This window comes from Sphingopyxis sp. Soil_C_28 (assembly GCF_057657055.1).
In genome coordinates this window covers 1137371-1164161 of the sequence record NZ_JBDGJE010000001.1, presented here as the reverse complement: position 1 = coordinate 1164161, position 26791 = coordinate 1137371, and the positions used below count along the sequence as shown (strand labels likewise).

The following is a 26791-nucleotide window of genomic DNA, read 5'->3' as shown; positions in this document are numbered from 1 at the left end:
CAGGGTCAACCCACCGGCGGGGTAATTTCCGCCAGCGCCTGATGAATGTGGCTGACCACCACCGATCCTTCGCCGACGGATGATGCGACGCGCTTCACCGATCCCTTGCGCACGTCGCCAACAGCATAGATGCGCGGCCAGCTCGTCTCGAGACGGCTCGGCATCCGGTCGAGCGACCATCCCGCCTTGACCAGCTCCATCGGAGCGATATCCGCGCCGGTCTTCACGAACCCGCGATCGTCGCATACCATCTCCTTCGGCAGCCAGCGCGTGTTCGGGCTGGCGCCGAGGAACAGGAACAGAAAGCGGCAATCGCACCGATCTTCCGCCCCGGTCTCGCGGCAGCGATAGGTCAGGCCGGCCAGATGCTCCTCGCCATGCAGGCCGACGACGTCGGTCGATGGTATGATCTCGATGTTCGGATGCTCTTCCAGCCGCTTGACGAGATATTCGGACATCGTCTCGCGCAGGCTCACCCGGCGGAAAATGACATAAACCTTCTTCGCGACACTCGCGAGATAGATCGCGCCCTGCCCCGCCGAATTGCCCGAACCGACGACGGTCACCTCGGCGTTGCCGCACAGCTGCGCCTCCATCGGCGTCGCGCCATAATAGATGCCGCGGCCCTCATAGGATTCGATGCCGTCGATTGGCAGGCGTTGATATTGCGCGCCGCTCGCGACCACGACCGCGCGGCTGCGCAGCTTGCGGCCGTCGGCGAGGTGCAGGCAATAAGCATCGTCGCCATCGCGATTGATCGACGCCGCACGCACTGGCGAGACCAGCCTTGCGCCGAACTTCTGCGCCTGGACCGTCGCGCGCCGCGCGAGTTCGTTCCCCGAAATGCCGGTCGGGAAGCCCAGGTAATTTTCGATCTTCGACGACGTTCCCGCCTGTCCGCCGGGCGCCAGCGAATCGAGTGCGATAACCGTCAGCCCCTCCGACGCAGCATAGACCGCAGCGGCCAGCCCGCCGGGGCCGCTGCCCACGACGATAACGTCGGCTGTGGCTCCATCGGGGAGCAGGTCGAGGCCAAGCCCCGCGGCAAGCTGTTCGGGCGTCGGCTGGATCAATACATCCGCGGCGCCAAGGATGACCGCCGGCAGTTGCTCGTCGGTCAGCCCGCGCTCAGCCATCAGATGCCCCGCGACCGGGCCGTCGGCGGGGTCGAACCAGCGATGTGCGACGCCATGCTTCATCAGCAGGTCGCGCAGCGCATAGACGCTGCGGTCCATCGCGGCGCCGATCACGATCGTCACCGCGAAGCCGCGATTGTTGCTGAATTCGCGCCGCGCCGAAAGGACGCGAATGAAAATGTCCGAATAGTGCGAATTGCCCGCAATCAGCCGCTGGAAATCGGCGTGGACGATGCGGAGGATATCGCCGTCGGCTCCCATTTCGACGCGCGACAGGTGCCGCTGTCCGGTCAGTACCGACAGGTCGCCGGCGAACTGCCCATGCTCCATCCACCCAACGCGCTTCCGCCCGTCGTCGGTCGATGCAAAAATATCGGTATGTCCGGATAGGGTGACGATGCAGTCGGGCGCCATCGCCCCTTCTTCGACAATCAGGTCGCCAGCCTTGTGCGATTCGACGACCCCGAACGCCCGCAATTCATCCAGTTCGGCGTCGGTGAAACTATAATTGACGTCGTCGCGAGACACCATGGTGCGGAGATCCTTTTCCGGTTCAATAACGTTCATTCTTAGCGGCACCTCCGGCCTTTGTCTCTTTTTTGCCCGGCTCGGCGCACATCGGCCCCGGTTCGGCCCCCGTGTTACCGCCGTGTTACAAAATTGCGCGATAGGGTCTTTACAGGGGGGACCCCCCTCCATATATGCGCCTCCGCTGCCCCAGGGGGACTTCCAATAACCGCAAGGCAGCCTTGTCGTTTACCGTTACACTTTTGGGGGTCCCTTGCATTGCACCAGCATCATAGCGCCCACGGGCTGATTCAGGCACTTTCGCCGGTCGAACCTGTTACGCTTGTCCGCCCGCACGCCGCGCGGCGCGCAGCGCGTTTCTTCATCGACCACTTTCCCGGCACGACCATGTATGCGGTCAAGGCGAACCCTTCCGCCGATCTGCTGCGTGTGCTGTGGGATTCGGGTGTGACGCATTATGACGTCGCCTCGATCGCCGAGGTCCGGCTCGCCGCGCGTACCCTTCCGCAAGCGACGCTCTGCTTCATGCACCCGGTAAAGGCCGAGGAAGCGATTTCCGAAGCCTATTGGAAGCACGGCGTGCGCACCTTCTCGCTCGACACGATGGACGAGCTCGAGAAGATCGTCCGCGCGACCGAAGGCGCGCAGGACCTGAACCTGCTCGTGCGCCTGCGCGTGTCGTCCGACCATTCGAAGCTCAGCCTCGCTGCCAAATTTGGCGCTGAAGCCGACGAAGTCGTCGAACTTCTGATGGCCACCCGTCAGGCGGCCGACGCACTCGGCATCTGCTTCCATGTCGGAAGCCAGGCGATGACTCCGCACGCCTATGCACAGGCGATGGAACGCGTCCGCGCCGCGATCGTCGCGGCGTCGGTCACGGTCGACATCATCGATGTTGGCGGCGGTTTCCCTTCGTCTTACCCGGGCATGGAGCCGCCGCCGCTCGACGCCTATTTCGACACTATCCACCGCAGCTTTGAAAGCCTGCCGATCAGCTATTCGGCCGAGCTCTGGTGCGAACCGGGCCGCGCACTGTCGGCCGAGTACAGCTCGCTGATCGTGCGCGTCGAAAAGCGCCGCGGCGAAGAGCTGTACATCAACGACGGGGCCTATGGCGCGCTGTTCGACGCCGCGCACGTCGGCTGGCGTTTTCCAGTCGCGTTGCAGCGCGACGTTGCAAGCGAAGCCGAGCTGGTGCCGTTCAGCTTTTATGGCCCGACGTGCGATGACCTCGACCATATGGCAGGACCGTTTTTCCTGCCGGCGGACATCAAGGCTGGCGATTTCATCGAAATCGGCATGCTAGGTGCTTATGGCTGCGCGATGCGAACAAAGTTCAACGGCTTCGGCGCCGACGAGACGCATGTCGTCAGCGACGAGCCGATGGTCAGCCTCTACACCGGCGAAGTCGAACAGGAACGCCGCAGCGCGACGGTGACCAAGCTGTTCTGACGAACGACGATGGCTAGACAACAAGGGCCGGTGCAGCGATGCGCCGGCCCTTTCTCTTTCAGGCCAAGCCGCTAGATTGCCCGGCCAATGCAGCCTTTCCATCATTTCCTCGCCAACAATTTCGTCGCCAACCTCACCAATTTCACCGTGTGGTTCGCGCTGACCTTCTGGACCTTCCTCGAAACCCAATCGGTTTTCGCGACGGGGATGATCGCGGGCATCTATCTGGTTCTGACCGCAATGCTCGGCATTTGGTTCGGCAGCCTCGTCGACCATCATGGCAAACGCAACATGATGCTGGTGTCGAGTGTCGCCTCGCTCTTTCTCTACGTCGTGGCGCTCGCCGGTTATGCGCTGGTTCCCGACATCCGGTCGGCCAGCGTGACGAGCATCGCGTTCTGGCTCTTCATCCTAATATCGATGCTCGCCGTCATCTTCGGCAACATCCGCATGATCGCGCTGCCGACGCTTGTGACGTTGCTGATCCAGGAAGACCGCCGCGACAAGGCGAACGGCCTTGTCGGCATGGTCGGCGGCGTCGGTTTTCTGGTCACGTCGGCGATCAGCGGCTTTCTGGTCGCTTGGGGCGGGATGACGGCCACGCTGGTTTTCGCGATCGCCTTCACCCTCGCGGTCGCGATCCATCTTCTGTTCGTCAAGCTGGAGGAGCCGCGCGCTGCCGCGGATCATGGCACGCGCGCGGGTATCGACCTTGCGGGGACATTTCGGGTCGTGCTTGGCATTCCCGGGCTTTTCGCGCTGATCCTTTTCTCATCCTTCAACAATCTCCTCGGCGGGGTCTTCATGGCGCTGATGGATGCCTATGGCCTCTCGCTGATGAAGGTCGAGCAATGGGGCCTGCTCTGGGCCGTCATGTCCTGCGCTTTCATTCTCAGCGGTGCGCTGATCTCACGCACCGGTCTTGGCGCCAATCCGATCCGCACTTTGCTCTTCGTCTGTCTGATCGAATGGGTGGTCGCTGCGGTCTTTACGATCCAGTCGTCGATCCCGCTGCTTGCCGTGGGCTGCTTCATCTGGATGTTCCTTGGCCCCTATGCCGAAGCGGCTGAACAGACCGCGCTTCAGAAAGTCGTGCCCTTCGAACGGCAAGGGCGCGTCTTTGGTTTCGCGCAGTCGGTCGAACAGGCCGCCTCGCCGCTCACCGCTTTCCTCATCGCCCCGATCACCCAGTTCGTCTTCGTGCCTTTCATGACCGACGGGGCGGGTGCCGCGGCGATCGGTGACTGGTACGGGCGCGGCCCCGAGCGCGGAATCGCAATCGTTTTCACGATTGCGGGCGTCCTTGGCGTGCTTCTGACCCTGCTGGCGTTGGGCTCGCGATCCTATCGCCGAATCTCGGCCGCCTATGCCGCCGGAAATGGCGGGGACGAAGCTGAGTCTGCGGCGGCGTAAGGAAAATCGGGGAAGCCCTCTTCCGTTTTACTTTGCAATCATTCTATCGTGCCCGAAGAAGCAGAGAGAGGATGTGCGCAAATGTTGTCAGGGATCCGGATTGTCGATCTCACCACGGTCATCTTCGGCCCCTATGCGACGCAGATGCTCGCGGACCTTGGCGCCGAAATCATCAAGGTTGAAACCCCCGGCGTGGGGGATATCTCGCGCTATCTGGGCAGCGGCGTTCCCGATCCGACGATGGGGTCGATTCACCTGACGGTGAACCGGGGAAAACGATCGATCGCGCTCGATATCAAAAAGCCCGAAGACGCGGCGGTGCTGCGCGATCTTGTCGCGACCGCCGACGTCTTTTTCCACAATGTACGCGGCAAGGCGATCACGCGCCTCGGTTTCGACTATCAAGGCTGCAAGGCGCTCAAGCCCGACATCATCTATGTCCATGGCACCGGCTTTGGTCAGGATGGCCCTTATGCCGATCTTCAGGCGTACGACGACGTAATCCAGGCCGCGACGGGCACCACCAGCCTGCTCCCGCGCGTCGACGGTAACCCCAGCCCGCGGTATTTCCCCTCGCTTATCGCCGACAAGATCGCGGGCCAGTTCGGCGCGCAGGCGATCCTCGCGGCGCTCGTCCACAAGCTGCGCACCGGCGAGGGACAGCAGGTCGAAGTACCGATGTTCGAATGCTTCGCATCCTTCATGCTCACCGAGCATCTGCGCGACGCCGCGCTCGACCCGGCGATCGGCCCCGCGGGCTATCCGCGCCAGCTCGACCCGACACGTCAGCCCTTCCCCACCAGCGATGGCTATCTCGCAATCGTCCCTTATACGCCCGAATCGACAGCGCGACTGATGGCGCTGCTCGGCAGCGGAGACCTGCTCGAAACGCCCGAATATGAAGAGGCCAAGGCCAGGGGGCAGCATATGCCGATCATCTACAGCGAGATTGCGCGCAAGACCCCGGCAAAGACCAATGCCGAATGGCTGGCGCTGTTCGCGGCGAACGACATCCCCGCCATGGCGGCGCGCGACCTGCAGGATATCAAGGAGGATCCGCATTTCGTCGCGACCGGTTTCTTCCGGCACCGCACGCATCCCGATGTCGGCGCGTTCCACGAAATGCAGCCGCCGGTGAAATATGGCGCGATGCTGCCCCGCGATCTCGGCTTCGCACCGCGCGTCGATGGCGACGGCGCGGAGATCCGCGGCGAACTGGAGCGCTGAACGTCGCCGGTTGCAATGTCGGCCGCGTGCCTTAGCATCGCCGGCAAATAGACAAGGGGGGAGCCAAATGCCTGAAAATCTTCTCGCGCCCGGCGCGGTGCTCGCGCTGTGGACGCTCATCGTGCTGACCTGGGCGGGTGTGTCTCGCTTTCAAGCCTTTTCCAAGGTCGGTATCGACCTGAAGGCGGCACCGCCCGGCGGACGCGGCGTCGATCTGGAGGGTGTGCTGCCGCCACTCACCAACTGGAAATCGCATAATTACACGCATCTGTGCGAGCAACCGACTTTGTTCTACGCCGTTATCGTCTTCCTGCATCTGTCGGGCGGCAGCACCGACCTGACCCGCGGGCTGGCGTGGGCCTACGTCGTGCTGCGGATCGTGCACAGTTTCTGGCAATCGACGGTGAACCGCGTGCCGGTGCGTTTTATCATTTTCACGGTGGCGACCTTGTGCCTGTTCGCACTGTCCGCGCTGGCCGTGATAGCAACTTTGGGCTGAAGGGGGAAAGAATATGGATACGAACGCAATATTGGGGCCGGTTGCAACGCTCGCGCTGTGGTCGATGATCATGTGGGTCTGGATGTACGCGACCCGGATCCCGGCGATGCAGCGCGCAAAGATCGATGCCAAGAATCTCGTCGGCACGACGGGGCGCGGCCTCGACGAGGTGCTGCCTCCCGAAGTGCAATGGAAGGCGCATAATTATAATCATCTGATGGAGCAGCCGACGGTCTTTTATGCCGTCGCGCTTGCGCTCGCGATCGGCGACATGGGCGGCGGGCTCAACACGCAGCTCGCCTGGGCCTATGTCGGTTTACGCATCCTGCACAGCCTGATCCAGGCGACGGTGAACCGCGTGATGTGGCGCTTTGGCGTCTTTGCGCTGGCCAGCCTCGCGCTGCTCGCTTTGTGCCTTCACGCCTTCATGGGTTTTGTGCTGCACTGATCAGCGCGAAAAGCGTGCGGCCAGTTCCACATGGGTCGACCAACGGAACTGGCCGACAGGCTGCACCCAATCGAGCGTGTAGCCCCCTTCGATCAGCGTCTTTGCATCGCGCGCGAAACTCGCGGGATTGCAGCTGACGTAAGCGATCACCGGCGCCTTCGACGCCGCTAGCTGTTTCACCTGCTCCTCGGCCCCCGCACGTGGAGGATCGAGGATGATCGCGCCAAATCTTTCGAGCTCCGCGGGAATGAGCGGGCGGCGAAACAGGTCGCGATGTTCGGTGGCCACCAGCGCACGCGCGCGGTTGGCGGCGCCGGCCAACGCGGCGATGGCATCGCGCGCGCCTTCGGCGGCGTAGACTTTTCGCCCCGCCTGCACCGACAGCGCGAACGTGCCGACGCCGGCGAACAGGTCGGCGACTGTGGGCGCATCGCCAATCGCCTTGATCACCGCATCGATCAGCGCGGCCTGCCCGGTTGCCGTCGGTTGCAAAAAGGCAAAGGCCGGCAGTTCAACCGTTACATCGCCAAATCGCATCGTCGGCGGTTCGGGCTGCCAAAGCGTTTCGAGGCCGTCGCCCTGATCGATCGCAAAGCGCGCCAGCTTGTGCGCCCCTGCGAAATCCTGCAGCGCCATCGCCGCTTCGAGCCCCTCGGCCTTCACGCCCTCGAGTATCAGTTCGGCGCCCTGATCGAGCATCTGCAGCTTGACCTTCACCGGTCGCCGCTGCTGCGCGATCATCGTCAGAAGTTGCCGTATCGGCGCGATCAAGGCGGCCAGTTCGGGTAGCAGCAGCGGGCACATCCGCATATCGACGATCTGGTTGCTCTGCGCGGCGTTGAAACCGATCGCGACCTGCTTTCCCGTGCGAAGTGCCGTCAGCACGGCACGGCGCCGGCTTTGCGGCGGCGAAAGCAAGGCGGGAAGAACCTGAATTCCGGTCACTTCCTGTCCCTGGAGCCCGCCGACCACACGGTCGCGTACAAAGTCGGCGAGCGCCGGTTCGGCGACATGCTGCAACTGGCACCCGCCGCACTTGCCGAAATGCCGGCACGCCGGTTCGGCGCGGTTGGGACCGGGGATGATGATACCGTCATCGCGCACGCGATCGCCCGGCACGCCGCCCGCCACATGGCGGCCGTCGCCCGTCACGCCATCGCCGCGCGCGGCAATGCGCTCGATCAGCGCAGCTTCACTCATTTCAGTCCCTAACCAGATCGTCGGCCACAAGGCCGGGGCCTATACGCGCGGCTTGCGCGATATGCCACCCCACCGCTGCAACAGCGGCGTCGAAGGGATCACCGCCGCGGGCGAGCATCGCGCCGCATGCGCCCGCCAGCACATCACCCGTCCCGGCGGTCGCTAGCCACGGGCTTCCCGGCCAGGCGGCAACGACACGGCCATCGGGCGCAGCGATGATCGTGTCGGCACCCTTGTAGACGATGACCGCCTGCGTCCGGGCCGCTGCCGCTTTCGCGCGGTCGATCTTGCTGCCGTAAAGCTGTGGAAAGGCGCGTGCGAACTCGCCTTCATGCGGAGTCAGGATCGCTTTGCACGGCGTTTCGGACAGGCGCGGCAGCGCCGCGTCGATCGCTGCCGCATCGAGCACGAGCGACTTGCCTGAATCGAGTGCGGCATCGACATCGAACAGCAGTTCGTCGCATGCGGGAAATCCCGGACCGATGACGACCGCGCCGACGCGCGCATCGTTGAGCCGCTCGCCAAATCGCGCATCGCTCTCGGCGATGATTGCTGCAAACGGCGCATGCGCGTCGCCTTCGAGCACGACATAGCCCGCCCCCGCGCGCAGCGCCGCCGCCGCCGTCAGGCCGGCGGCGCCGCGCATCGGTCCGGCGAAGACCAGTACCATGCCGCGGGTGAACTTGTGTGAGGTGGCGTCAGGTTTCGGCGTCCGTGCCGCTGGCAAGGTCCGCATTGCCATGTTCGCCGAAATGCCGATCGGGGCGAGCAGAACGCGACCGCACCCCGGCGCGGTCGGCAGCAGCACATGCGCGGGTTTCAGCGCGCCCAGCGCGAGCGTTACGTTGGCACGCAGCGGCGGCATCCAGTCGGCCGCGCCGTCGCTTTCGACGCCGCTCGGCACATCGACCGCCAAAACCCGGCGATCAATAAAGTGACCTAGAATGCCAGCGATCTCGCCCGAGATTGGTCGCGACAGCCCGACCCCGAACAGGGCGTCGACGATCAAAGGGGCCGGGGCTAGGCGGCCATCGAGGGCCTCGACGGGGCCGGTCCACCCTGCCCGTGCGGCTTTCGCCAGATCGGTCGCCGGCTCGGCCAGCGCCGCAACCCGGACTGCGGCTCCGCGCTCCGCCAGCAGGCGCGCGGCGACATAGCCGTCGCCGCCGTTATTTCCAGGGCCGCACAGGATCAGGATCGGCGATCCCGCAGCCATCCGCCACGCCGTCTCGGCAATTGCCGCGCCCGCAAGGTGCATCAGTTCGGACAGCGAGGTACCCTGGATCGCGCAGGCGGCCTCGGCCTCGCGCATCGCCTTTGTGGTCAGGATCGGGGCGTCAGCGGGAACGGTCATGCCCGTTTCCCTAGCATGATATCGGCTATTTCGCGCCGCTCGTATTGGCGGGCAGGCGATAGCGGTCATGGCCCACCGCAACCTCGATCATATTGTTGCCGATGATGCTCACTTTCGCGGGCTCGGCCCCGTCGGCCGACACCAGACCGCGTCCGTCGGTGGTGATCTGCAAGCGGCGGTAGCCGACGTTGCCGCGCCCGACGACAAGGATGGTCCCGCCCTCGCCGCTCATCTCTTCGACGGTGCACGTGCGATCGAATAATTTCGTGCCCTCGAGCGCACATTCAATACGGCCGTTTTCAGCAGCTTCGCGTGAACCGCGCGCTTCGGCTTCGGCCAGTTCGCCATTGTCAGGCGCACGGTTGCAGGCCGCCAGCAGTAAAAGCGGCAGGATCGCGCCCCGTTTGGAAATCATCCCTTGCCTCCCCCTCGGCGCTGCTTGGCGAGCTGCGACAGGTCGCGCACCGCGCCCCGCGCCGCGCTGGTCGTCATCGCGGCATAGGCCTGTAGTGCTACCGAAACCTTGCGCGGCCGCGGTTTCGCGGGTTGCCAGGCGGCATCGCCCCGGGCCTCCATCGCCGCGCGGCGCGCCGCAATAACATCATCCGCGACGGCGAGCCGGATCGTGCGACCGGGGATGTCGATTTCGATCAGATCGCCATCTTCGACCAACCCGATCAGGCCGCCCTCGGCCGCCTCGGGCGAAGCGTGACCGATCGAGAGCCCCGACGTACCGCCCGAAAAACGCCCATCGGTGACGAGCGCGCAAGCGGCGCCCAGCCCCTTCGACTTCAAATAGCTCGTCGGATACAGCATTTCCTGCATCCCCGGTCCGCCCTTCGGCCCTTCGTAACGGATGACCACCACGTCGCCGGCAACGACCTGTCCGGTTAATATGCCCGCAACCGATGCATCCTGGCTTTCAAACACTTTGGCGGGGCCCGAAAATTTCAGGATCGAATCATCGACGCCCGCGGTCTTGACGATGCAGCCGTCGAGCGCGAGATTGCCCGACAGGACCGCCAGTCCGCCGTCCTTGCTGAAGGCGTGGTCGGCGGAACGGATCACCCCGGTCTCGCGGTCCAGATCAAGCGATTCCCAGCGCCGGTCCTGGCTGAACGCGACTTGCGTCGGCACCCCGCCCGGCGCGGCCATGAAGAATTTCTGCACCTCGGGATCGTTGGTGCGTGAGATGTCCCATTTGTTGAGCGCGTCGCCGAGCGTCGCGCTGTGTACCGTCGGCAGATGCGCGTGGAGCAGACCCGCGCGTTCGAGCTGGCCAAGGATCGCCATGATCCCGCCGGCGCGGTGCACATCCTCCATATGGACGTCGGACTTCGCGGGTGCGACCTTCGACAGGCACGGCACGCGGCGCGACAGCCGATCGATGTCGGCCATCGTGAAATCGACCCCTGCCTCGAACGCCGCAGCAAGCAGATGAAGCACGGTGTTCGTCGATCCGCCCATTGCGATGTCGAGGCTCATCGCATTTTCGAATGCCTCGAACGTCGCGATATTGCGCGGCAGGACGCTGTCGTCGTCTTGCTCATAGTGACGCTTGCACATCTCGACGACGATACGCCCAGCGCGCAGGAACAATTGCTTGCGGTCTGCATGTGTCGCGAGCGTCGATCCATTGCCCGGCAGCGACAGCCCCAGCGCTTCGGTCAGGCAGTTCATCGAATTGGCGGTGAACATCCCCGAGCACGATCCGCAGGTCGGGCACGCCGCCTGTTCGATCGCGGTCACTTCGGCGTCGGTATATTTGTCGTCGGCGGCCGCGACCATCGCGTCGACGAGGTCGAGCGCGACCGTCTTGCCCTTCAGCACGACCTTGCCGGCCTCCATCGGCCCGCCCGACACGAATACCACAGGGATATTGATCCGCAGGGCGGCCATCAGCATGCCGGGCGTGATCTTGTCGCAGTTGGAAATGCACACCATCGCGTCGGCGCAATGCGCGTTGACCATATATTCGACGCTGTCCGCGATCAGGTCGCGCGACGGCAGCGAATAGAGCATGCCGTCATGCCCCATCGCGATCCCGTCATCGACCGCGATCGTGTTGAATTCCTTGGCGACCCCGCCCACGGCCTCGATCTCGCGCGCAACCATCTGGCCCAGGTCTTTGAGGTGGACGTGGCCGGGCACGAACTGGGTGAAGCTGTTGACGACCGCGATGATCGGCTTGCCAAAGTCGCCGTCCTTCATCCCCGTCGCGCGCCAAAGCCCGCGGGCGCCGGCCTGATTGCGGCCATGCGTGGTGGTGCGCGAACGATAAGAAGGCATTTGGAAAGCTCCGAGAAATAATATTTCAAAATATATCGATTTGATGGGCGTCTACACGCCTATTGGGCGATGTTCAATGTCACTTTCTTGCACATGCGCGCCAATTTTTCCGCGAACAAGGCTTGCCCCGCCGCGTCGCTGACCAAATCCTGCCGCATCTCGATCCCGACATAGGGAATAGCATTGCCCTCGGCATGGCGGTTCATCGTCGCGTTGAGCAGCTTGCCCGAATAGGGTTGCTGATCGCCGACAATCATCTCCTCGGCCTTCAGCGCCGCGATTGCCGCGCCTGCAAGCCGGTCGTCCTCATTATAGAGCACCCCGACATGCCACGGTCGCGCCTGATCGGGATGGCTCTCCAGCGACGGCGTAAAGCTGTGCAGCGACAGGATCATAGCAGGGCGATGCGCCGCGATCGTCGCGGCGATATGCGCGTGATAGGGCCGGAAGAAACGCGCCAGCCGCGCCTCACGAGCCGCGTCGTCGAGCGCGTTGCCCGGCACCGCGTGCCCGTCGCTGGCGATTGGCAGCACCCCGGGCGCATCCTCGTCGCGGTTGCAGTCGACGACCAGTCGCGACACGCCGCCCAGGATTGCCGCATCGACCGTACCGCTTTCGACCAGCAGCGCAGCGACCTCCGCCACTCCGATATCGATCGCGATATGGTTCGCCAGTAACGCGGGATCGATACCAAGGTCGATATCGCCTGGAACATAAGCAGATGCATGATCGGCGATCAGCAATATCCCGCCGCCGCGGGCTTCTCCAAGCTGGCGCCATGCCTCGCTCATCGCAAGGCTCCCGCCATCTGCCACCAGCCCGGATGCCGCTGTGCCAGCGTGATGGCAGCCGTGTCGCGCTCGGCCTCCGCGTCGAACAGGGCGAAGCAGGTCGCTCCCGATCCGGACATGCGCGCAAGCCACGGTCGAAGTGCCCCAAGTTCGGTGACGATTTCCGCCACCGCGGGGCTTTGCGCCGTCGCCGGGCGCTGGAGGTCGTTACGCCCCGCAAACAGCTGTGCACGCAGATCCGAACCGATGAACAATGGCCCCCGGTCGATCCCGTCCCACGCCGCAAATACCGGTCCCGTCGCGACCGGCTGGCGCGGATTGACGAGCAACACGGGGGTTCCAGCCAGCCGCAATTCGGGGACTGCGCTCAATTCTTCGCCGACGCCGACGCCAAGGCAGGTTGCGCTCGCGATGCAGGCGGGGATATCGGCACCGAGCGAGCTCATAAGCCGTGCCAGCGCCGCATCGTCCAGCTCGGGAAGGAAATGCCGCCGCACAATCCGCGCCATCGCTGCCGCATCGGCGGATCCGCCGCCGATCCCTGCAGCGACCGGCAGCGTCTTTGTCAGCGTCACCGTCAGCGGCGGCACCCGGTCGGCGCCGTAACGCGCGCGCAGCAGCGCCAGCACCTGCATCACCAGATTGTCGCCACCCGCGCTTAGTCCTTCGGAAAACTCGCCATCGATGACCAATGCGTCGGCCACGGCGACCTCGGCCGTAATCGCATCGCCGCTGTCAACGAAGGCGAAAAATGTCTCGATCTCGTGATAGCCGTCGCTGCGCCGCCCTCGGACGTGCAGCGCGAGGTTGATCTTGGCCCAGCCGGTTTCCTGCATTGCGTCTGTCACGGCGCGGTGGTCGCGGGGGTCAACCCGTCACGCAGCTTTGCCTCCAGACGCGTTACCATTTCGGCTTCGGCAAGCAGCGCCGCAGCGCGCCAGCTATAGCGCGCCTGGAATTTGCGGCCCGCTTGCCAATAGGCATCGCCCAGATGTTCCACGATCACGGGATTTGCCGGCTCGCCGCGCTGCGCCTTTTCGAGCAGCGGCACGGCTTCGTCGTGCCGCCCCGTCAGGAAATAGGCCCAGCCGAGCGAATCCGCGATACTCGCGTTCTGCGGCTCCTGCGCCCATGCGGCTTCGATCCGGGCAAGCGACTGCTTCACATCCTTGCGTCGTTCAAGTGCCGAATAGCCGACGAAATTCAGGACCGTCGCGTCGTCGGGCTGCAAGGCGACCGCCTTTTCCATCAGCGGTGCGGCGGCATCCCACTCCCCTGCCTGCAGCAGGATCTCGGCGCGCGCGATCAGCAAGCCGCCGCGCAGCGAGCGGTCGCTCTCATCCTCTCCCAGCGCAGCCTCGAGACGCTCATAGGCGCGCGCCGCTGCGGCGGGATTATCGGATCGCCGTGCAATGTCGGCCAGACGGACGAGCAGGCTGCGTGCGGGGTTGTCATTCGCCGCCGCCTCCGCAAGCTTCGCCGCGCCGGACAAATCCCCCTCATCGGCCATGAGTTCAGCCCGCCGCATCGCGAGGACAGGCGGCAGAGCGCCGCGTCCGGCGCCGAGCAGCGCCAGCGCATCATCTCGCTGCCCGTTGCGATCGAGTGCCTCGACGAGTGTGGCGCGGACCGCCCAATCCTGATCGTTGAGCCAATAAGCCGTCCGGGCGAATAATAGCGGCACTTTCGTGCTGCCGTTCGGCGTTCGCGCCAATCCGTCGGCGAGTAGCCCGAGCCACTGCGCGGCACCTGCGCGCGGAGTCGAAACCGGCTGGTCCGGGAGTAACAGCATCGGATCTTCGCGCTGCCCCGACGCCAGAGCAATCCGCCCACGCAGCCGCTGCGCAGCATCGCGCTCGCCCGCCTTGTCCAGCGTCGCCGCGAGGCGGAGCCCGACGAGCTGGCTCGTCCGGTCGGTCAGTGTGATGCGGTCGGTCAACGCCGCCGCGTCCGCCGCGCGCCCCGTCGCGATTTGCACCATCGCGACCTGAAGAGACAGCGCCGGCTCGGGCCGCGCGCGACCGTCGGCCGCGACCAGATGGCGTTCGGGCAACTTCTCACGCGCGCCAACGTCGATCCATGCATTCACCGTCGGCTGGATCAGCCGTGCGATCGTGTCGGCGCCCGCCTTGTCGTTGCGTCCCGCCATATAAATGCGAGCGGCTTTCCAGTCGGAACGGCGCATCGCATCGACCATCAGCACCAGTTGCGCATCGAACCGGCGGTCGCCGTCGGCCCAAAACCGTAACGCGGCGGTACGCGCTGCGTCGAGATCGCCCGCCTCGATCGCCTGTTCGAGCATTCGTCCGCGAAGGCCCGGCAGATCGGGTGCAACACTGGAAACCGCGGTCAGCGCCGACAGCGCCGCGGCGGGCTTGCCGCTCTCCTCCGCCAGCCGGGCACGCACAAGCGCGTTCAGCGCCGCGCCATTGTCGTCGACGGCCTGCGCCGGTACCGCCAGCGCAAGCGCGGCGACGGCGAGAAGAAAGCGCGCGGGCTTACATGTTCGGGTAATTGGGGCCTCCGCCGCCTTCGGGGGTGACCCAGTTAATATTCTGGGTCGGGTCCTTGATGTCGCAGGTCTTGCAGTGGACGCAATTCTGCGCGTTGATGACGAATTTGGGATCTCCCTCGGCCTCGCCGACGATCTCGTAGACGCCGGCGGGGCAATAACGCTGCGCGGGTTCATCATAGAGCGGCAGGTTATATGCGACGGGGATCGACGGATCTTTAAGCTGCAGGTGGACCGGCTGGTCCTCCTCATGATTGGTGTTCGAAACAAACACCGAGGAGAGACGATCGAAGGTCAGCACCCCGTCGGGCTTGGGATAGTCCGGTTTCGGCATGATGTCGGCCCGGTACAGGCTCTCATTGTCCGGATGATGCTTCATCGTGAAGGGCACTTTGATCTTCAGCGTTTCGAGCCACATCGTTATACCCGACAGGATCGTGCCCGCCATGTCGCCATATTTCTCGACGAGCGGCAGCACGTTACGAACGACGCTCAGTTCCTTCTTGACCCAGCTGTCGTCGAAGGCGGCCTGATACGCGTCGAGCGTGTCGCTCGACCGGCCCGCGGCCACCGCGGCAAACGCCGCCTCGGCCGCCATCATGCCCGATTTCATCGCAGTATGTGTGCCCTTGATGCGCGGAACGTTCAGGAAACCGGCGGTGTCACCAATCAACGCGCCGCCCGGGAAGGCAAGCTTCGGCACCGATTGCAGGCCGCCATCGCTGATCGCGCGCGCGCCATAGGAAACGCGCTTGCCGCCCTTCAGTATCTTTGCGATCTCGGGGTGCGTTTTCCACTTCTGCATCTCCTGGAACGGCGAGATGTGCGGGTTGCGATAGTTGAGCCAGGTGACGAAACCGAGAGCGACCTGCCCGTTCGCCTGATGATAGAGGAAACCGCCGCCATTGGCATGCTGGTCGAGCGGCCAGCCCTGCGTGTGGATCACGCGGCCCTCCGCGTGATTCTCAGGCTTGATATCCCACAGTTCCTTGACGCCAAGGCCATAAACCTGCGGCTCACAATCGGCATCAAGCGCGAACTGCGGCTTGATCATCTTGGTCAGGTGACCGCGCACGCCCTCGGCAAAGAAGGTGTATTTCGCGTGGAGTTCGAGGCCGGGGGCGTAATCGCCCTTGTGGCTTCCGTCGCGCGCGATGCCCATGTCGCCCGTCGCCACGCCTTTGACCGAGCCATCCTCATTGTAGAGAATTTCGGCCGCGGGGAAGCCGGGGAAGATTTCGACCCCCAGCCCTTCGGCCTGCTCGGCGAGCCAGCGGCAGAGATTGCCGAGGCTGCCGGTGTAGGTGCCCTTATTGTGCATGAAGGGCGGCGTGACGATGTGCGGCATGCCAATTTTTTTGGTCTTGGTCAGGATCCAGTGCTGGTTGTCGTTGACCGGCACCTCCGCGAGCGGACAGCCTTGCGTCCGCCATTCGGGCAACAGCTCGTCGAGCCCCTTGGGGTCGATCACCGCTCCCGACAGGATATGCGCGCCGACTTCCGATCCTTTTTCAAGGATGCACACGGACAATTCTCTGCCCGCGTCATTCGCCAATTGTTTGAGGCGGATCGCCGCCGAAAGTCCCGCCGGACCCGCACCGACGATGACCACGTCATAGGGCATCGATTCCCGTTCGCTCACCGCAAATACCTTTCTGCCGTCCCCGCGCCGATCATTCATCGTGTCCGGCGCTCATTCTGTCACGAATTGCGATGCCCGCCAATTGACGGGTCCGTCAACCACCTGTTTGGTGTAAATCGATGGGTGGGTCATATTCAGCGTTGCTAGCGGAAAGCACTTGCGGCTGGTGGTCGCTGGCAGGTGTCGACACGCTCGTCGGCGAAGAGCCCGCGGGCTGGCTCGTAACGCCGCCCGCAAATGACGCTGCGGCAGCCAGACCGAAGCGCGTTGTCCATGCCGAACCCGAACCGTTACCGCTCCCCGCAGCGCTTCGGCGTCAGGAGACCCCGAACGTCGTCGAGACGAAGGGGCCGGTGGTCTTTCCCGAAGACTGGAATGATTTTCAGCGCTGGCTTGCGACGAGCGACGATGTTCCGGGCAGCCAATGGGACGCCCGCCGCATACTTCCTGCTGGCAATGCGCGCGCGCGCCTGATGCTCCTGACCGCATGGCCCGAAATCGACGATCAGCGCGACGGCACTCTGTTTTCCGGACCGGCAGGAAAGTTGCTCGACGCCATGCTGCAGGCGATCGGGCTGGCGCGCGGCGATTGCTATATCGCGAGCCTCGCTGTGACGCGCCCCGCCGGTGGACGCTGTGACGAAGGCGAGGCGTTGGAACTCGACCGCCTGCTCTGGCACCACCTGCGTCTGGCCACACCGGAACGGCTGCTGCTGATTGGTGGCGACATCGTTCGCATGGTCGCCGCGACGGCGTTGCCCGATGCGCGCGGAAAGTTACTAGATATTAACCAAGATGGCGGAAGGATGGAGGCGGTGGCTGTGGCGCATCCTGCGATGCTCCTGGCCCGGCCCGCACAGAAAGCGGCGGCCTGGGATAGCCTGAAACTGTTCAACCGGGGACGTTGACGGATGCAGAATATGACCAAGACTTTCGTTTCATGCGCGGTTCTCGCCGCCGCTTTCGTCGCATCGCCGCTCATGGCCGCCGATGCGAGCAGCCGCGATCTGATACCGGCGCCGCAGACAGTGCCTGACATCCTGTCGTCGAAACAGAAACAGCTCTACACGCAGGTGCTGACCGCGATCCGCGGCCAGCGCTGGGCCGAGGCCAAATCGCTGCTCGATAGTGCCGATAACGGTCCACTCAACGACTTCCTGCGCGCCGAACTGCTCACCGCACCGAACAGCCCGCGCGCCGAAGTCGCCGACATCATGCCGATTCTTTCGCGCTCGCCCTATCTGCCGCAGGCTGAACAGCTTGGCCGGCTTGCCGCAAAGCGCGGCGCGACCGACCTGCCGACGCTTCCCTCGCAGGCCCGCCTCACATGGGCCGGAACGGCGCCCCGCCGCGTCGGTGCCGATGCGATCAGCGGCGACCCCGCTGCGGCCGCACTCGCGCGCTCGATCCCCGAACGCATCAAGAATGATGACCCTGCCGGCGCCGAAGCGCTGCTGAACGCCGCCGGTGATCAGCTGACGCCCGAGGCGCGCAACGAATGGCGGCAAAAGGTCGCCTGGTCCTATTATATCGAGAATGACGACGCCAACGCGCTGCGCCTCGCGAACGAATGCAGCAACGGTCAGGGCGCGTGGGCAACGCAGGGCGCATGGGTCAAGGGTCTCGCGGCCTGGCGTACCCGCGACTATCGCACCGCCCTGAGCGCCTTTGACCGCGTGGCGAAAGAGGCGCCCGACAGCGAATTGCGCGCTGCCGCTTATTATTGGGCTGCGCGGTCCGCGATCGCCGCCGGCGAACCCGCATCGGTGCAGCCGCGCCTGCGCGCCGCCGCCGCCAATGAAGAAACCTTCTACGGCCTGCTAGCCACCGAGACGCTCGGCGTCGAACCGAGCCGCCAGCGCGAAAATGTGCGCGCCGATCGCAGCGCCTGGCGCACGCTCGAAGACCTGCCGAACGTTCGCTCCGCGATGGCGCTGTCGGAGATTGGCGAAGACCAATATGCCGACGCGGTGCTGCGCCATCAGGCGCGGATCGGCGATGCGCGCCAGCACGAACAATTGCTCGCGATTGCCGGCACATTGAGCCTGCCCGAAACACAACTCTATCTCGCCCATAATACGCCGCAGGGCCGCAAACCCTTGGCGCAGGCTCGCTACCCGCAGCCCAAATGGGAACCCAATGGCGGGTGGAAGGTCGATCCCGCCCTCGTCTTCGCGCACACGCTGCAGGAATCGCGTTTTCAGCGCACCGTCGTCAGCCCCGCTGGTGCCTTCGGCCTGATGCAGGTGCGTCCGGGCACCGCGCGCGACGTGGCGCGCTGGCGCGGCGACAGCGGCACGGGCGATCTGCGCATCCCCGCGGTCAACATGGACATGGGGCAGAGCTATCTGCAATATCTCGCCCGCGACGCCTCGACCGGCGGCCAGCTGCCCAAGGTGATCGCCGCCTACAATGCCGGGCCCGCACCCGTCGCGCGCTGGCAGTCCGAAATCCGCGATAATGGCGATCCTTTGCTCTACATGGAATCGATCCCCTATTGGGAAACGCGAGGTTATGTCGGCATCGTGCTGCGCAATTACTGGATGTACGAAGCGCAGCAGGGCAAGCCGTCGGTCAGCCGTGCCGCGCTCGCGCAAGGCAAATGGCCGCGCTTCCCCGACAGCAAGGATCGCGCCCGCCTGACCTGGGCGGGCGGTATAGCCAATGCCGATTGACGAAAGCCTCACGTTCAAGCCGGTCCGCATCGCGCTGCTGACGATTTCGGATAGCCGGAGCGCGGCGGAAGACCGGTCGGGTGACAAGCTCGAAGAATTGCTGACCGCCGCCGGCCACATCCTCGTCGCGCGCGCGATCATCAAGGACGAGACCGACCTGATCGTCTCGCGTCTCCACAACTGGATCGACGACCCGGACGTCGATGTCGTGATCACGACCGGCGGGACCGGCCTGACCGGCCGCGACGTCACGCCCGAGGCGCTGCACCGGCTCGACGGCAAGGACATTCCCGGCTTCGGCGAATTGTTCCGCTGGCTCAGCTACCAGACGATCGGCACCTCGACGATCCAGTCGCGCGCCTGCGCCGTCGTTGCGCGCGGCACCTATATTTTCGCGCTCCCCGGCTCGACGGGCGCCGTGACCGACGCGTGGGAGGGTATTTTGTCGACCCAGCTCGACAGCCGCCACAAGCCCTGCAACTTTGTCGAACTGATGCCCCGGCTCACCGAATAGTGATTTCGTTCTTTATTTGTTCCCATCGACAGACTATTCTTCTTCGGTGGCATCGAACAAACCCCTACCCCCGATTTCCGGACGCGGCGCGCCTACCAACCTGCGTCCCACACGCACCGGGTCGGCAGAGCGCGTGGCCGACGGCGACTGGCTAGACGCCGCGGAGGAGGTCGACGGCGATGCGTCGCCGTTGCGTACGACGGTGACCGTCGAGCATCCCAAAACGATCATTTCGCGCAATACATCGCCCGACATCGGCTTTGACCGATCGATCAACCCCTATCGTGGCTGTGAGCATGGCTGCATCTATTGCTTCGCCCGTCCGACCCACGCTTTCCACGACCTCTCGCCGGGTCTCGACTTCGAAAGCAAGCTGTTCGCCAAGCCCGATGCCGCGAAACTGCTGCGCACCGAACTTGCGAAACGCGGTTACACCGTTGCGCCGATCGCGATCGGCACGAACACCGACGGCTACCAGCCTATCGAGCGCGAGTGGGGCATCACCCGCTCGATCATCGAGGTCCTCGCTGAAACCCGCCATCCGCTGATCATCACCACAAAGTCCGACCGGGTGCTGCGCGATATCGACCTTCTCGCGGACATGGCGCGCGACAATCTCGTCGGGGTCGCGGTTTCGGTCACAACCCTCGATCCGCAAGTCGCGCGCACGCTGGAACCGCGCGCCCCGCACCCGCGCCGCCGCCTCGCCGCCATCCGCAAGCTGATCGACGCCGGGGTGCCGACGCAGGTCAATATCTCGCCGATCATCCCCGCGATCACCGATCACGAGATCGAGGCGATCATGGCCGCCGCTGCCGATTCAGGGGCGATCCGGGCTTCCTACATTCTGATGCGCCTGCCGCATGAGGTCGCGCCGCTCTTCCGCGCCTGGCTCGCCGCGCATTATCCCGACCGCGCCGACAAGGTGATGCATATGGTGCAGGATATTCGCGGCGGGCGCGATAACGACCCCGGTTTCTTCACGCGCATGAAGGGCCAAGGCGTCTGGGCGCAGCTCATCCGCACCCGCGTCAAGCGCGCCGCGCACGCGCACGGCATGGACAGGAGCTTTCCGCCGATCCGCAGCGATCTGTTCCGCCCACCCGAACGCGACGGACAGATCGAACTGTTTTAGGCGGCCGCCAGCGATTTCAACTTATAGTCCTTATAATCGTCCCGGATCTGCCGCTTCAGAATCTTGCCCGTCGCCGTGTGCGGCAACTCGTCGACAAAGACGATCTCGTCGGGCAGCCACCATTTGGCGACCTTGTCTTGCAGATACTCAACGATCGCCGCCTCGCTCGCCTCGAACCCCGGCTTCTTGACGATCAGCAGGATGGGCCGTTCGTCCCATTTGGGATGATAGACGCCAACGGCGGCGGCTTCCTGCACGCCCGGCGCGCCGACCGCGGCATTTTCCAGTTCGATCGAGCTGATCCACTCGCCGCCCGACTTGATCACATCTTTCGCGCGGTCGGTGATCTGCATCACTCCGTCGGGATGGAGCACCGCGACGTCGCCGGTATCGAACCACCCATCGGCATCGGCCGCGTCGGCTTCGGCCTTGAAATAGCGCTGGATGATCCACGGCCCGCGGCATTGCAGCCGTCCGCTCGTCACCCCGTCTCGCGGTAATTCGACATCCTCGTCGTCGACGATGCGCAGTTCGACACCGAACGGCGGGCAGCCCTGCCGACACACGATATCGACCTGCTCGTCGAAGCTCAGCTCGTCCCAGTTCCACGGTCGCTTACCCATCGTCCCGATCGGACTCGTCTCGGTCATGCCCCACGCGTGGCCGACGGCAATTCCCGCACGCATGAACCGTTCGATCATCGCGCGCGGCGCCGCCGAACCACCGATGATCACGCGCTCGAGCTTGCCATAACCGATGCCGGTTGCGTCCATATGCGCGAACATTGCGATCCACACCGTAGGCACACCGGCACTGTGGGTGACGCCCTCGTCGTGCATCAGGTCGCACAGCACCTGCGCGTCGTTCGTCGCCGAAAACACCAGCTTTGCGCCGACAGTCGCAGCTGCAAAGGGCACGCCCCAACTGTTCGCATGGAACATCGGCACGATCGGCAGGATCACGCTGCGGTTCGCCAGCCCGAACACGTCGGGCTGGATCTCCGTGATCGCGTGAATGACGTTCGAGCGATGCTCGTAAAGCACGCCCTTCGGGTTGCCCGTGGTGCCGCTGGTGTAGCAAAGCCCGACCGGATCGCGCTCGTCCAGTTCGACCCATTCGAAGCTGCCATCCTCGGCGTCGATCAGGTCGCGATACGACAGATAGCCGTCGCACGCAGGGGCATCGAACAGGATGAAATGCTCTACCGTCGGCAACTGGGCGCGCAGTCGCTCGACGATCGGCAGGAACATCGCGTCGAACAACAGCACACGATCTTCGGCATGGTTGATGATATAAATAAGCTGCTCGTCGAACAGTCGCGGGTTCACCGTGTGGAGCACGCCGCCGATCCCGGCACTGCCATACCAGCTGACCAGATGATGACCGTGGTTCATCGCCAGCGTTGCGATGCGATCGCCCTTTTGCATCCCCAGCTTTTTCATTGCCGCAGCGAAGCGCCGCGCATCCTGGCCAACCTCGCCCCACGTCGACCGGGTTATGCTTCCATCGGCCCAGCGCGAAACGATCTCGCGCGTGGCATGTTCACGCGCGGCGTGATCGATCAGGCTGGTGACAAGCAGCGGCTGGCTTTGCATTCCGAACATCAGGCATCCCTCTTATGATTTTGCCTAGGGATAAGGCCGCAAACCGCGATGGTGCAAGGGGCCAAACCAAAAACAACCGCTCCTTCCGCAGGAAAAACGGCTGTCGGCCTATCCGCGAACCCGAAAATCGCGTGGCGCGACGAGAGACAATGCCGGATCGCTGACCCCTGCCGTCGTTTCGAGACGCGATACAATATCGGGGCCAAGCGCAAAACCGCGTCCGAGTTCGATGCAGATATCCTCGTCGGTCATCGGATCACGAGTCGTGACGATGACGCGGCCGCGCGCATCGTCACGCCGATCGAGCAACCGGACCATTTCATCGATCGCGGCAGGAAGGTCGACGCGGCACGTCAGCTGCAGCGCCGCGGTCGCCGCAATATCGGCCAGCGGCTGCGCGCCCCGCACGGTCACCCGGGGCGTTTCTTCACCCTCGAGCAGGTCGAGTTCCACCGCAAGGATCGCGCAGCCGCCATCGGCCGCGAGCGCTTCCAGTATCTTGGTTGCCTGTTCGTCGAAACAGCTCGACTGAAACTGGCCGCTGCGGTCTGACAGTGTCAGGTTCAGGAACCGGTTGCCCCGCTGCGAAACCCGCGGCCGCGCGCTTTCGACCATGCCCGCCATCGTCATGGGGATGCGCGTTCCGGGGGTCATCTCGACATTCGCGCAGATTTCGCCATAGGTCCGCGCCCCCCGCGCGACGACGATCGCCTCATATTGCTGGACGGGATGCGCCGAAAAATAAAAACCGAACGCCTCCTTTTCGCGCGTCATCCGCTCGGCGAGTGTCCAGGGTTCGGCAACGGGCAGGCGCAGCGCCGGCACGGTATCGATTTCGCCGAACAGGAAATCCTGCCCGATCGATCGCTCGCGCGCATTGACGTTGGCCGATCCCAGCATGGCTTCGGCGCCGGCATAAACGCGTGGGCGGTCGGGCTCGATCCCGTCGAATGCGCCCGCTCCCGCCAGCGCTTCGAGTTGCCGGCGGTTGAGCTGTTTGGGATCGATGCGATTGGCGAAATCGTCGAGGCTTGCGAAATCCCCCTTCGCGTTGCGCTCGGCAACCAGCGCTTCCATCGCCTTCTCGCCAACGCCTTTCAGCGCGCCGAGCGCGAACCGCACCGCCAGTTCGTCGCCGCTCTTCCCGACAGAAAAATCGGCCTCACTCTCGTTGATCGACGGCGGCGCGACCTGGATACCCAGCCGGCGCATATCGTCGATGAAGATCGAAAGCTTGTCGGTCTGATGGCTATCGAACGACATCGACGCCGCGAAAAATTCGTGCGGGTGATGCGCCTTCAGCCATGCGGTCTGATAGGACAGCAGCGCGTAAGCGGCGGCGTGGCTCTTGTTGAAGCCATAGCCCGCGAACTTGTCGATCAAGTCGAACAGCTCGTTTGCGGCCTTTGGCGCGATCTGGTTATGCTCGCCGCAGCCCTTCACAAAGGTTTCGCGCTGCGCGTCCATTTCGGCCTGGACCTTCTTGCCCATTGCGCGGCGCAGCAGGTCGGCGCCACCGAGGCTGTAGCCGGCGAGGATCTGCGCCGCCTGCATCACCTGTTCCTGATAGACGAAGATGCCGTAAGTTTCCGCGAGGATGCCCTCGAGCAGCGGATGCGGATAGGCGATCGCCTCGCGGCCGTTCTTGCGCGCGCCGAACAGCGGGATATTGTCCATCGGCCCCGGGCGATAGAGCGCAACGAGCGCGATGATGTCGCCGAAATTGGTCGGCTTCACCGCCGACAGCGTTCGTCGCATTCCTTCGGATTCCAGCTGGAACACCCCCACCGTCTCGCCGCGCTGGAGCAGTTCGTAAACTTTGGGCGTCGCGTCCGCGTCTTCCCATGGCAGCGCGTCGAGGTCGACGTCGATCCCGCGCAATGCCAGCAGCCGCCGCGCCTCTTTCAGTACCGACAGCGTCTTGAGCCCGAGAAAGTCGAACTTCACCAGCCCCGCGCTCTCGACATATTTCATGTCGAACTGCGTCACCGGCATGTCGGAGCGCGGGTCGCGATAGAGCGGGACGAGCTGATCGAGCGGACGGTCGCCGATCACCACGCCGGCGGCGTGGGTCGAACTGTGACGCGGCAATCCCTCCAGCTGGCGCGCCATGTCGAACAGGCGGCGCACCCCGTCATCCTGTTTATATTCGGTCATCAGCTCAGACACGCCGTTCAGCGCGCGTTCGAGCGTCCAGGGATCGGTCGGATGGTTGGGCACCAGCTTCGCGAGCCGATCGACCTGGCCATAGCTCATCTGGAGTACGCGTCCGGTGTCCTTGAGCACCGCGCGGGCCTTCAGTTTACCGAAGGTGATGATCTGCGCGACAGTATCGCGCCCATATTTCTCCTGCACATAGCGGATCACTTCGCCGCGCCGCGTTTCGCAGAAGTCGATGTCGAAGTCGGGCATCGACACGCGTTCGGGGTTGAGGAAGCGCTCAAACAGCAGGCCAAGCTTGAGCGGATCGAGATCGGTGATCGTCAGCGCCCAGGCAACTACACTGCCCGCACCCGAACCACGCCCCGGACCCACCGGAATATCGTGATTTTTCGCCCATTTGATAAAATCGGCAACGATCAGGAAGTATCCCGGAAACCCCATCTGGACGATGACGCCAACTTCGAAATCAAGCCGGTCGATATAGACCTGACGTTCGTCGTCGGACAGGTCGGGATAATGCGCGAGCCTTGCGTCGAGCCCGTCACGCGCATCGCGCGCGAGCTGCGCCGCCTCGGCCTCGCGGTCGCCGGCAAGGCTCGGCAGGATCGGGTTGCGCTTGGGCGCCATGAACGCGCAGCGCTGCGCGATTGTGAGTGTATTACGCATCGCCTCGGGCAAATCCGAGAAGGCATCCTCCATTGCCTCGGCGGGCTTCAGCCATGCCTCGGGACTGCTGACGCGCCGGTCCTCGCTTTCGACATAGGCCGATTGCGCAATGCACAGCATTGCATCGTGCGCAGGGTGGAACTGGGGCTCGACAAAGCTCGCCGGATTGGTTGCAACGAGCGGCAAGGCGCGTGCATAGGCCATGTCGATCAGCGCTTTTTCGGCCGCGATTTCGGCCGCCTCGCCGCGCCGCGACAGTTCGATATAGAGCCGCCCTGAGAACAGGGCCTCCAGCTGCTCGACATAATCATTGGCGGCGGTCGCCTGCTCTCCCGCCAACAATCGCGCCAACGCGCCCTCGCCGCCGCCGGTCAGGCAAATCAGCCCGTCGGTCTTGCCTGCCAGATCGGAAAGCGTGACATGCGGATCCTGTTCGATCGGTCGGTCGAGATGCGCCGCTGACACGAGCGCGCACAAGTTGCCATAACCCGTCTCATCCTGCGCATAGAGCGCCAGCCAGTCGATCAGCGGTGCACCATTGGCCATCCGCTGTCCGGGCCGCGCAATGCTGAGCAGCGCACCGACGATCGGCTGCACCCCAGCGGCCTTGCACGCTTCGCCAAACGCCATCGCGCCGTAAAGGCCGTTGCGGTCGCAGATCGCAATTGCCGGAAATCCGCGGTCGCGCGCGGCTTTGGCGATCGCTTTCGGCTCGATCGCTCCTTCGAGCATCGTGTAGCAGGAAAAGACGCGCAGGGGGACAAAGGGGCTGAAGGCCATCGGATGACGCTAGGCATATGTGACGATTCGGGGAAGGGCTCTGCGGACCCCACTCGCTATTTAATCGCTCCCCGTTGCGCCCATTTCTTAGCGATCATCGCTCGGAAATATCCGGCGGCCAAAAAGATTGGAATTAGAGCGAGCACGCCAGTCCATCCGAAGCGGTTCCGCACGACGATCGTCACGGCGAACAAGACGCAGAAAACGGCGACCTGCTTGAGCAAAATCCGCGTTGTTCGCTTCATGCCGGGCATATGATCCGATCTAGCCGAGCAGTTGCTCAATCTCTTTGCGCAATTGTTCGGGCTTGGTGGTGGGCGCGTGGCGCGAAACGGTCTTGCCGTTCCGGTCGACCAGGAATTTGGTGAAATTCCATTTTATCCCGCTGCCGAGCAATCCCGTCTTTTCCTTCTTCAAATGCTTGAAGATCGGATCGGCATCGTCGCCGTTGACATCGATCTTGGCCATCAAGGGAAAGCTGACATCATAGGTGAGCGAACAGAAGTTTGCGATTTCTGCCGCATCGCCTGGTTCCTGCGCCCCGAACTGATTGCATGGGAAGGCAAGGATTTCCAGGCCGCGATCCTTGTAATCGCGGTACAGCTCCTCCAGCCCCTCATATTGCGGGGTGAAGCCGCATTTCGAGGCGGTGTTGACGATCAGCAGCACCTTGCCGCGATAATCCGCCATCGATTGCTTGGCCCCACCGGGCAGCGGCGCCGAAAGATCGTAAAGTCCCATGATCCGTCCCCTGTCGATAAAG

At 64.0% G+C, this 26791-nt stretch carries 21 protein-coding genes; 9 read left to right on the top strand and 12 right to left on the bottom strand.

Features of this window, described 5'->3' with window-relative positions; genetic code table 11:
• Nucleotides 1-5: 5 nt before the first annotated feature.
• Nucleotides 6-1667, bottom strand: coding sequence for an FAD-dependent oxidoreductase (locus AC3A43_RS05400; RefSeq protein WP_487791500.1), 1662 nt, complete (start codon nucleotides 1665-1667; stop codon nucleotides 6-8).
• Nucleotides 1668-1922: 255 nt separating this feature from the next.
• Between AC3A43_RS05400 and AC3A43_RS05395 the strand changes: the two genes are divergently transcribed.
• From AC3A43_RS05395 to AC3A43_RS05375, 5 genes are all read left to right on the top strand, one after another.
• Entirely contained in the window at nucleotides 1923-3116 is a 1194-nt protein-coding gene (locus AC3A43_RS05395) for a type III PLP-dependent enzyme (RefSeq protein WP_487791499.1), read from the top strand.
• An 87-nt stretch (nucleotides 3117-3203) separates the two neighbouring features.
• Nucleotides 3204-4529 (top strand): MFS transporter, encoded by a 1326-nt coding sequence (locus tag AC3A43_RS05390; protein WP_487791498.1) that lies wholly within the window; start codon nucleotides 3204-3206, stop codon nucleotides 4527-4529.
• An 81-nt stretch (nucleotides 4530-4610) separates the two neighbouring features.
• Nucleotides 4611-5756, top strand: a complete 1146-nt coding sequence (locus AC3A43_RS05385) for a CaiB/BaiF CoA transferase family protein (RefSeq protein ID WP_487791497.1) — start codon at nucleotides 4611-4613, stop codon at nucleotides 5754-5756.
• Between the two features lie 67 nt (nucleotides 5757-5823).
• Nucleotides 5824-6255, top strand: coding sequence for an MAPEG family protein (locus tag AC3A43_RS05380; protein WP_487791496.1), 432 nt, complete (start codon nucleotides 5824-5826; stop codon nucleotides 6253-6255).
• A 13-nt stretch (nucleotides 6256-6268) separates the two neighbouring features.
• Nucleotides 6269-6703, top strand: coding sequence for an MAPEG family protein (locus tag AC3A43_RS05375; protein ID WP_487791495.1), 435 nt, complete (start codon nucleotides 6269-6271; stop codon nucleotides 6701-6703).
• On the opposite strand, the gene AC3A43_RS05370 is transcribed toward AC3A43_RS05375, so the two are convergent.
• The 8 genes from AC3A43_RS05370 to AC3A43_RS05335 form a co-directional block, all read right to left on the bottom strand.
• Nucleotides 6704-7903, bottom strand: coding sequence for a class I SAM-dependent RNA methyltransferase (locus AC3A43_RS05370; protein WP_487791494.1), 1200 nt, complete (start codon nucleotides 7901-7903; stop codon nucleotides 6704-6706).
• 1 nt (nucleotide 7904) lies between these two features.
• A complete protein-coding gene (locus AC3A43_RS05365) occupies nucleotides 7905-9257 on the bottom strand; it encodes an NAD(P)H-hydrate dehydratase (protein WP_487791493.1) in 1353 nt (450 codons plus the stop codon).
• A 25-nt stretch (nucleotides 9258-9282) separates the two neighbouring features.
• Nucleotides 9283-9672, bottom strand: coding sequence for a hypothetical protein (locus tag AC3A43_RS05360; RefSeq protein ID WP_487791492.1), 390 nt, complete (start codon nucleotides 9670-9672; stop codon nucleotides 9283-9285).
• The gene (gene ilvD / locus AC3A43_RS05355; protein WP_487791491.1) at nucleotides 9669-11546 is read right to left on the bottom strand and encodes a dihydroxy-acid dehydratase; all 1878 of its coding nucleotides are present in this window, start codon (nucleotides 11544-11546) and stop codon (nucleotides 9669-9671) included. Before ilvD ends, AC3A43_RS05360 begins: the two co-directional genes overlap by 4 nt.
• A 59-nt stretch (nucleotides 11547-11605) precedes the next feature.
• Nucleotides 11606-12337: an N-formylglutamate amidohydrolase gene (locus tag AC3A43_RS05350; RefSeq protein WP_487791490.1), complete on the bottom strand. Its 732-nt coding sequence runs from the start codon at nucleotides 12335-12337 to the stop codon at nucleotides 11606-11608.
• Nucleotides 12334-13173 (bottom strand): 4-(cytidine 5'-diphospho)-2-C-methyl-D-erythritol kinase, encoded by an 840-nt coding sequence (locus AC3A43_RS05345; RefSeq protein WP_487792026.1) that lies wholly within the window; start codon nucleotides 13171-13173, stop codon nucleotides 12334-12336. The genes AC3A43_RS05350 and AC3A43_RS05345 overlap by 4 nt, the downstream gene beginning before the upstream one ends.
• A gap of 8 nt (nucleotides 13174-13181) precedes the next feature.
• Nucleotides 13182-14744: a tetratricopeptide repeat protein gene (locus AC3A43_RS05340; protein WP_487791489.1), complete on the bottom strand. Its 1563-nt coding sequence runs from the start codon at nucleotides 14742-14744 to the stop codon at nucleotides 13182-13184.
• Between the two features lie 91 nt (nucleotides 14745-14835).
• Complete coding sequence (locus tag AC3A43_RS05335) at nucleotides 14836-16491, bottom strand: electron transfer flavoprotein-ubiquinone oxidoreductase (protein ID WP_487791488.1); 1656 nt, start codon at nucleotides 16489-16491, stop codon at nucleotides 14836-14838.
• Nucleotides 16492-16610: 119 nt separating this feature from the next.
• On the opposite strand from AC3A43_RS05335, the gene AC3A43_RS05330 reads away from it, so the two are divergent.
• From AC3A43_RS05330 to AC3A43_RS05315, 4 genes are read left to right on the top strand one after another with little or no spacing between them, the layout of a single operon-like run.
• Nucleotides 16611-17399, top strand: coding sequence for a uracil-DNA glycosylase family protein (locus AC3A43_RS05330; protein ID WP_487791487.1), 789 nt, complete (start codon nucleotides 16611-16613; stop codon nucleotides 17397-17399).
• Between the two features lie 12 nt (nucleotides 17400-17411).
• On the top strand, nucleotides 17412-19166 hold the full coding sequence (locus tag AC3A43_RS05325; protein WP_487791486.1) for a lytic transglycosylase domain-containing protein: 1755 nt from the start codon (nucleotides 17412-17414) through the stop codon (nucleotides 19164-19166).
• Complete coding sequence (moaB, locus tag AC3A43_RS05320) at nucleotides 19156-19680, top strand: molybdenum cofactor biosynthesis protein B (protein WP_487791485.1); 525 nt, start codon at nucleotides 19156-19158, stop codon at nucleotides 19678-19680. The genes AC3A43_RS05325 and moaB overlap by 11 nt, the downstream gene beginning before the upstream one ends.
• A gap of 46 nt (nucleotides 19681-19726) precedes the next feature.
• The gene (locus AC3A43_RS05315; protein ID WP_487791484.1) at nucleotides 19727-20815 is read left to right on the top strand and encodes a PA0069 family radical SAM protein; all 1089 of its coding nucleotides are present in this window, start codon (nucleotides 19727-19729) and stop codon (nucleotides 20813-20815) included.
• Here the strand turns inward: AC3A43_RS05315 and AC3A43_RS05310 are convergent.
• From AC3A43_RS05310 to AC3A43_RS05300, 3 genes are all read right to left on the bottom strand, one after another.
• Complete coding sequence (locus AC3A43_RS05310; RefSeq protein WP_487792025.1) at nucleotides 20812-22410, bottom strand: long-chain fatty acid--CoA ligase; 1599 nt, start codon at nucleotides 22408-22410, stop codon at nucleotides 20812-20814. The genes AC3A43_RS05315 and AC3A43_RS05310 overlap by 4 nt on opposite strands.
• Before the next feature lie 117 nt (nucleotides 22411-22527).
• On the bottom strand, nucleotides 22528-26028 hold the full coding sequence (gene dnaE / locus AC3A43_RS05305) for a DNA polymerase III subunit alpha (RefSeq protein WP_487791483.1): 3501 nt from the start codon (nucleotides 26026-26028) through the stop codon (nucleotides 22528-22530).
• A 264-nt stretch (nucleotides 26029-26292) separates the two neighbouring features.
• Nucleotides 26293-26769, bottom strand: a complete 477-nt coding sequence (locus AC3A43_RS05300; RefSeq protein ID WP_487791482.1) for a glutathione peroxidase — start codon at nucleotides 26767-26769, stop codon at nucleotides 26293-26295.
• Nucleotides 26770-26791: the final 22 nt, after the last annotated feature.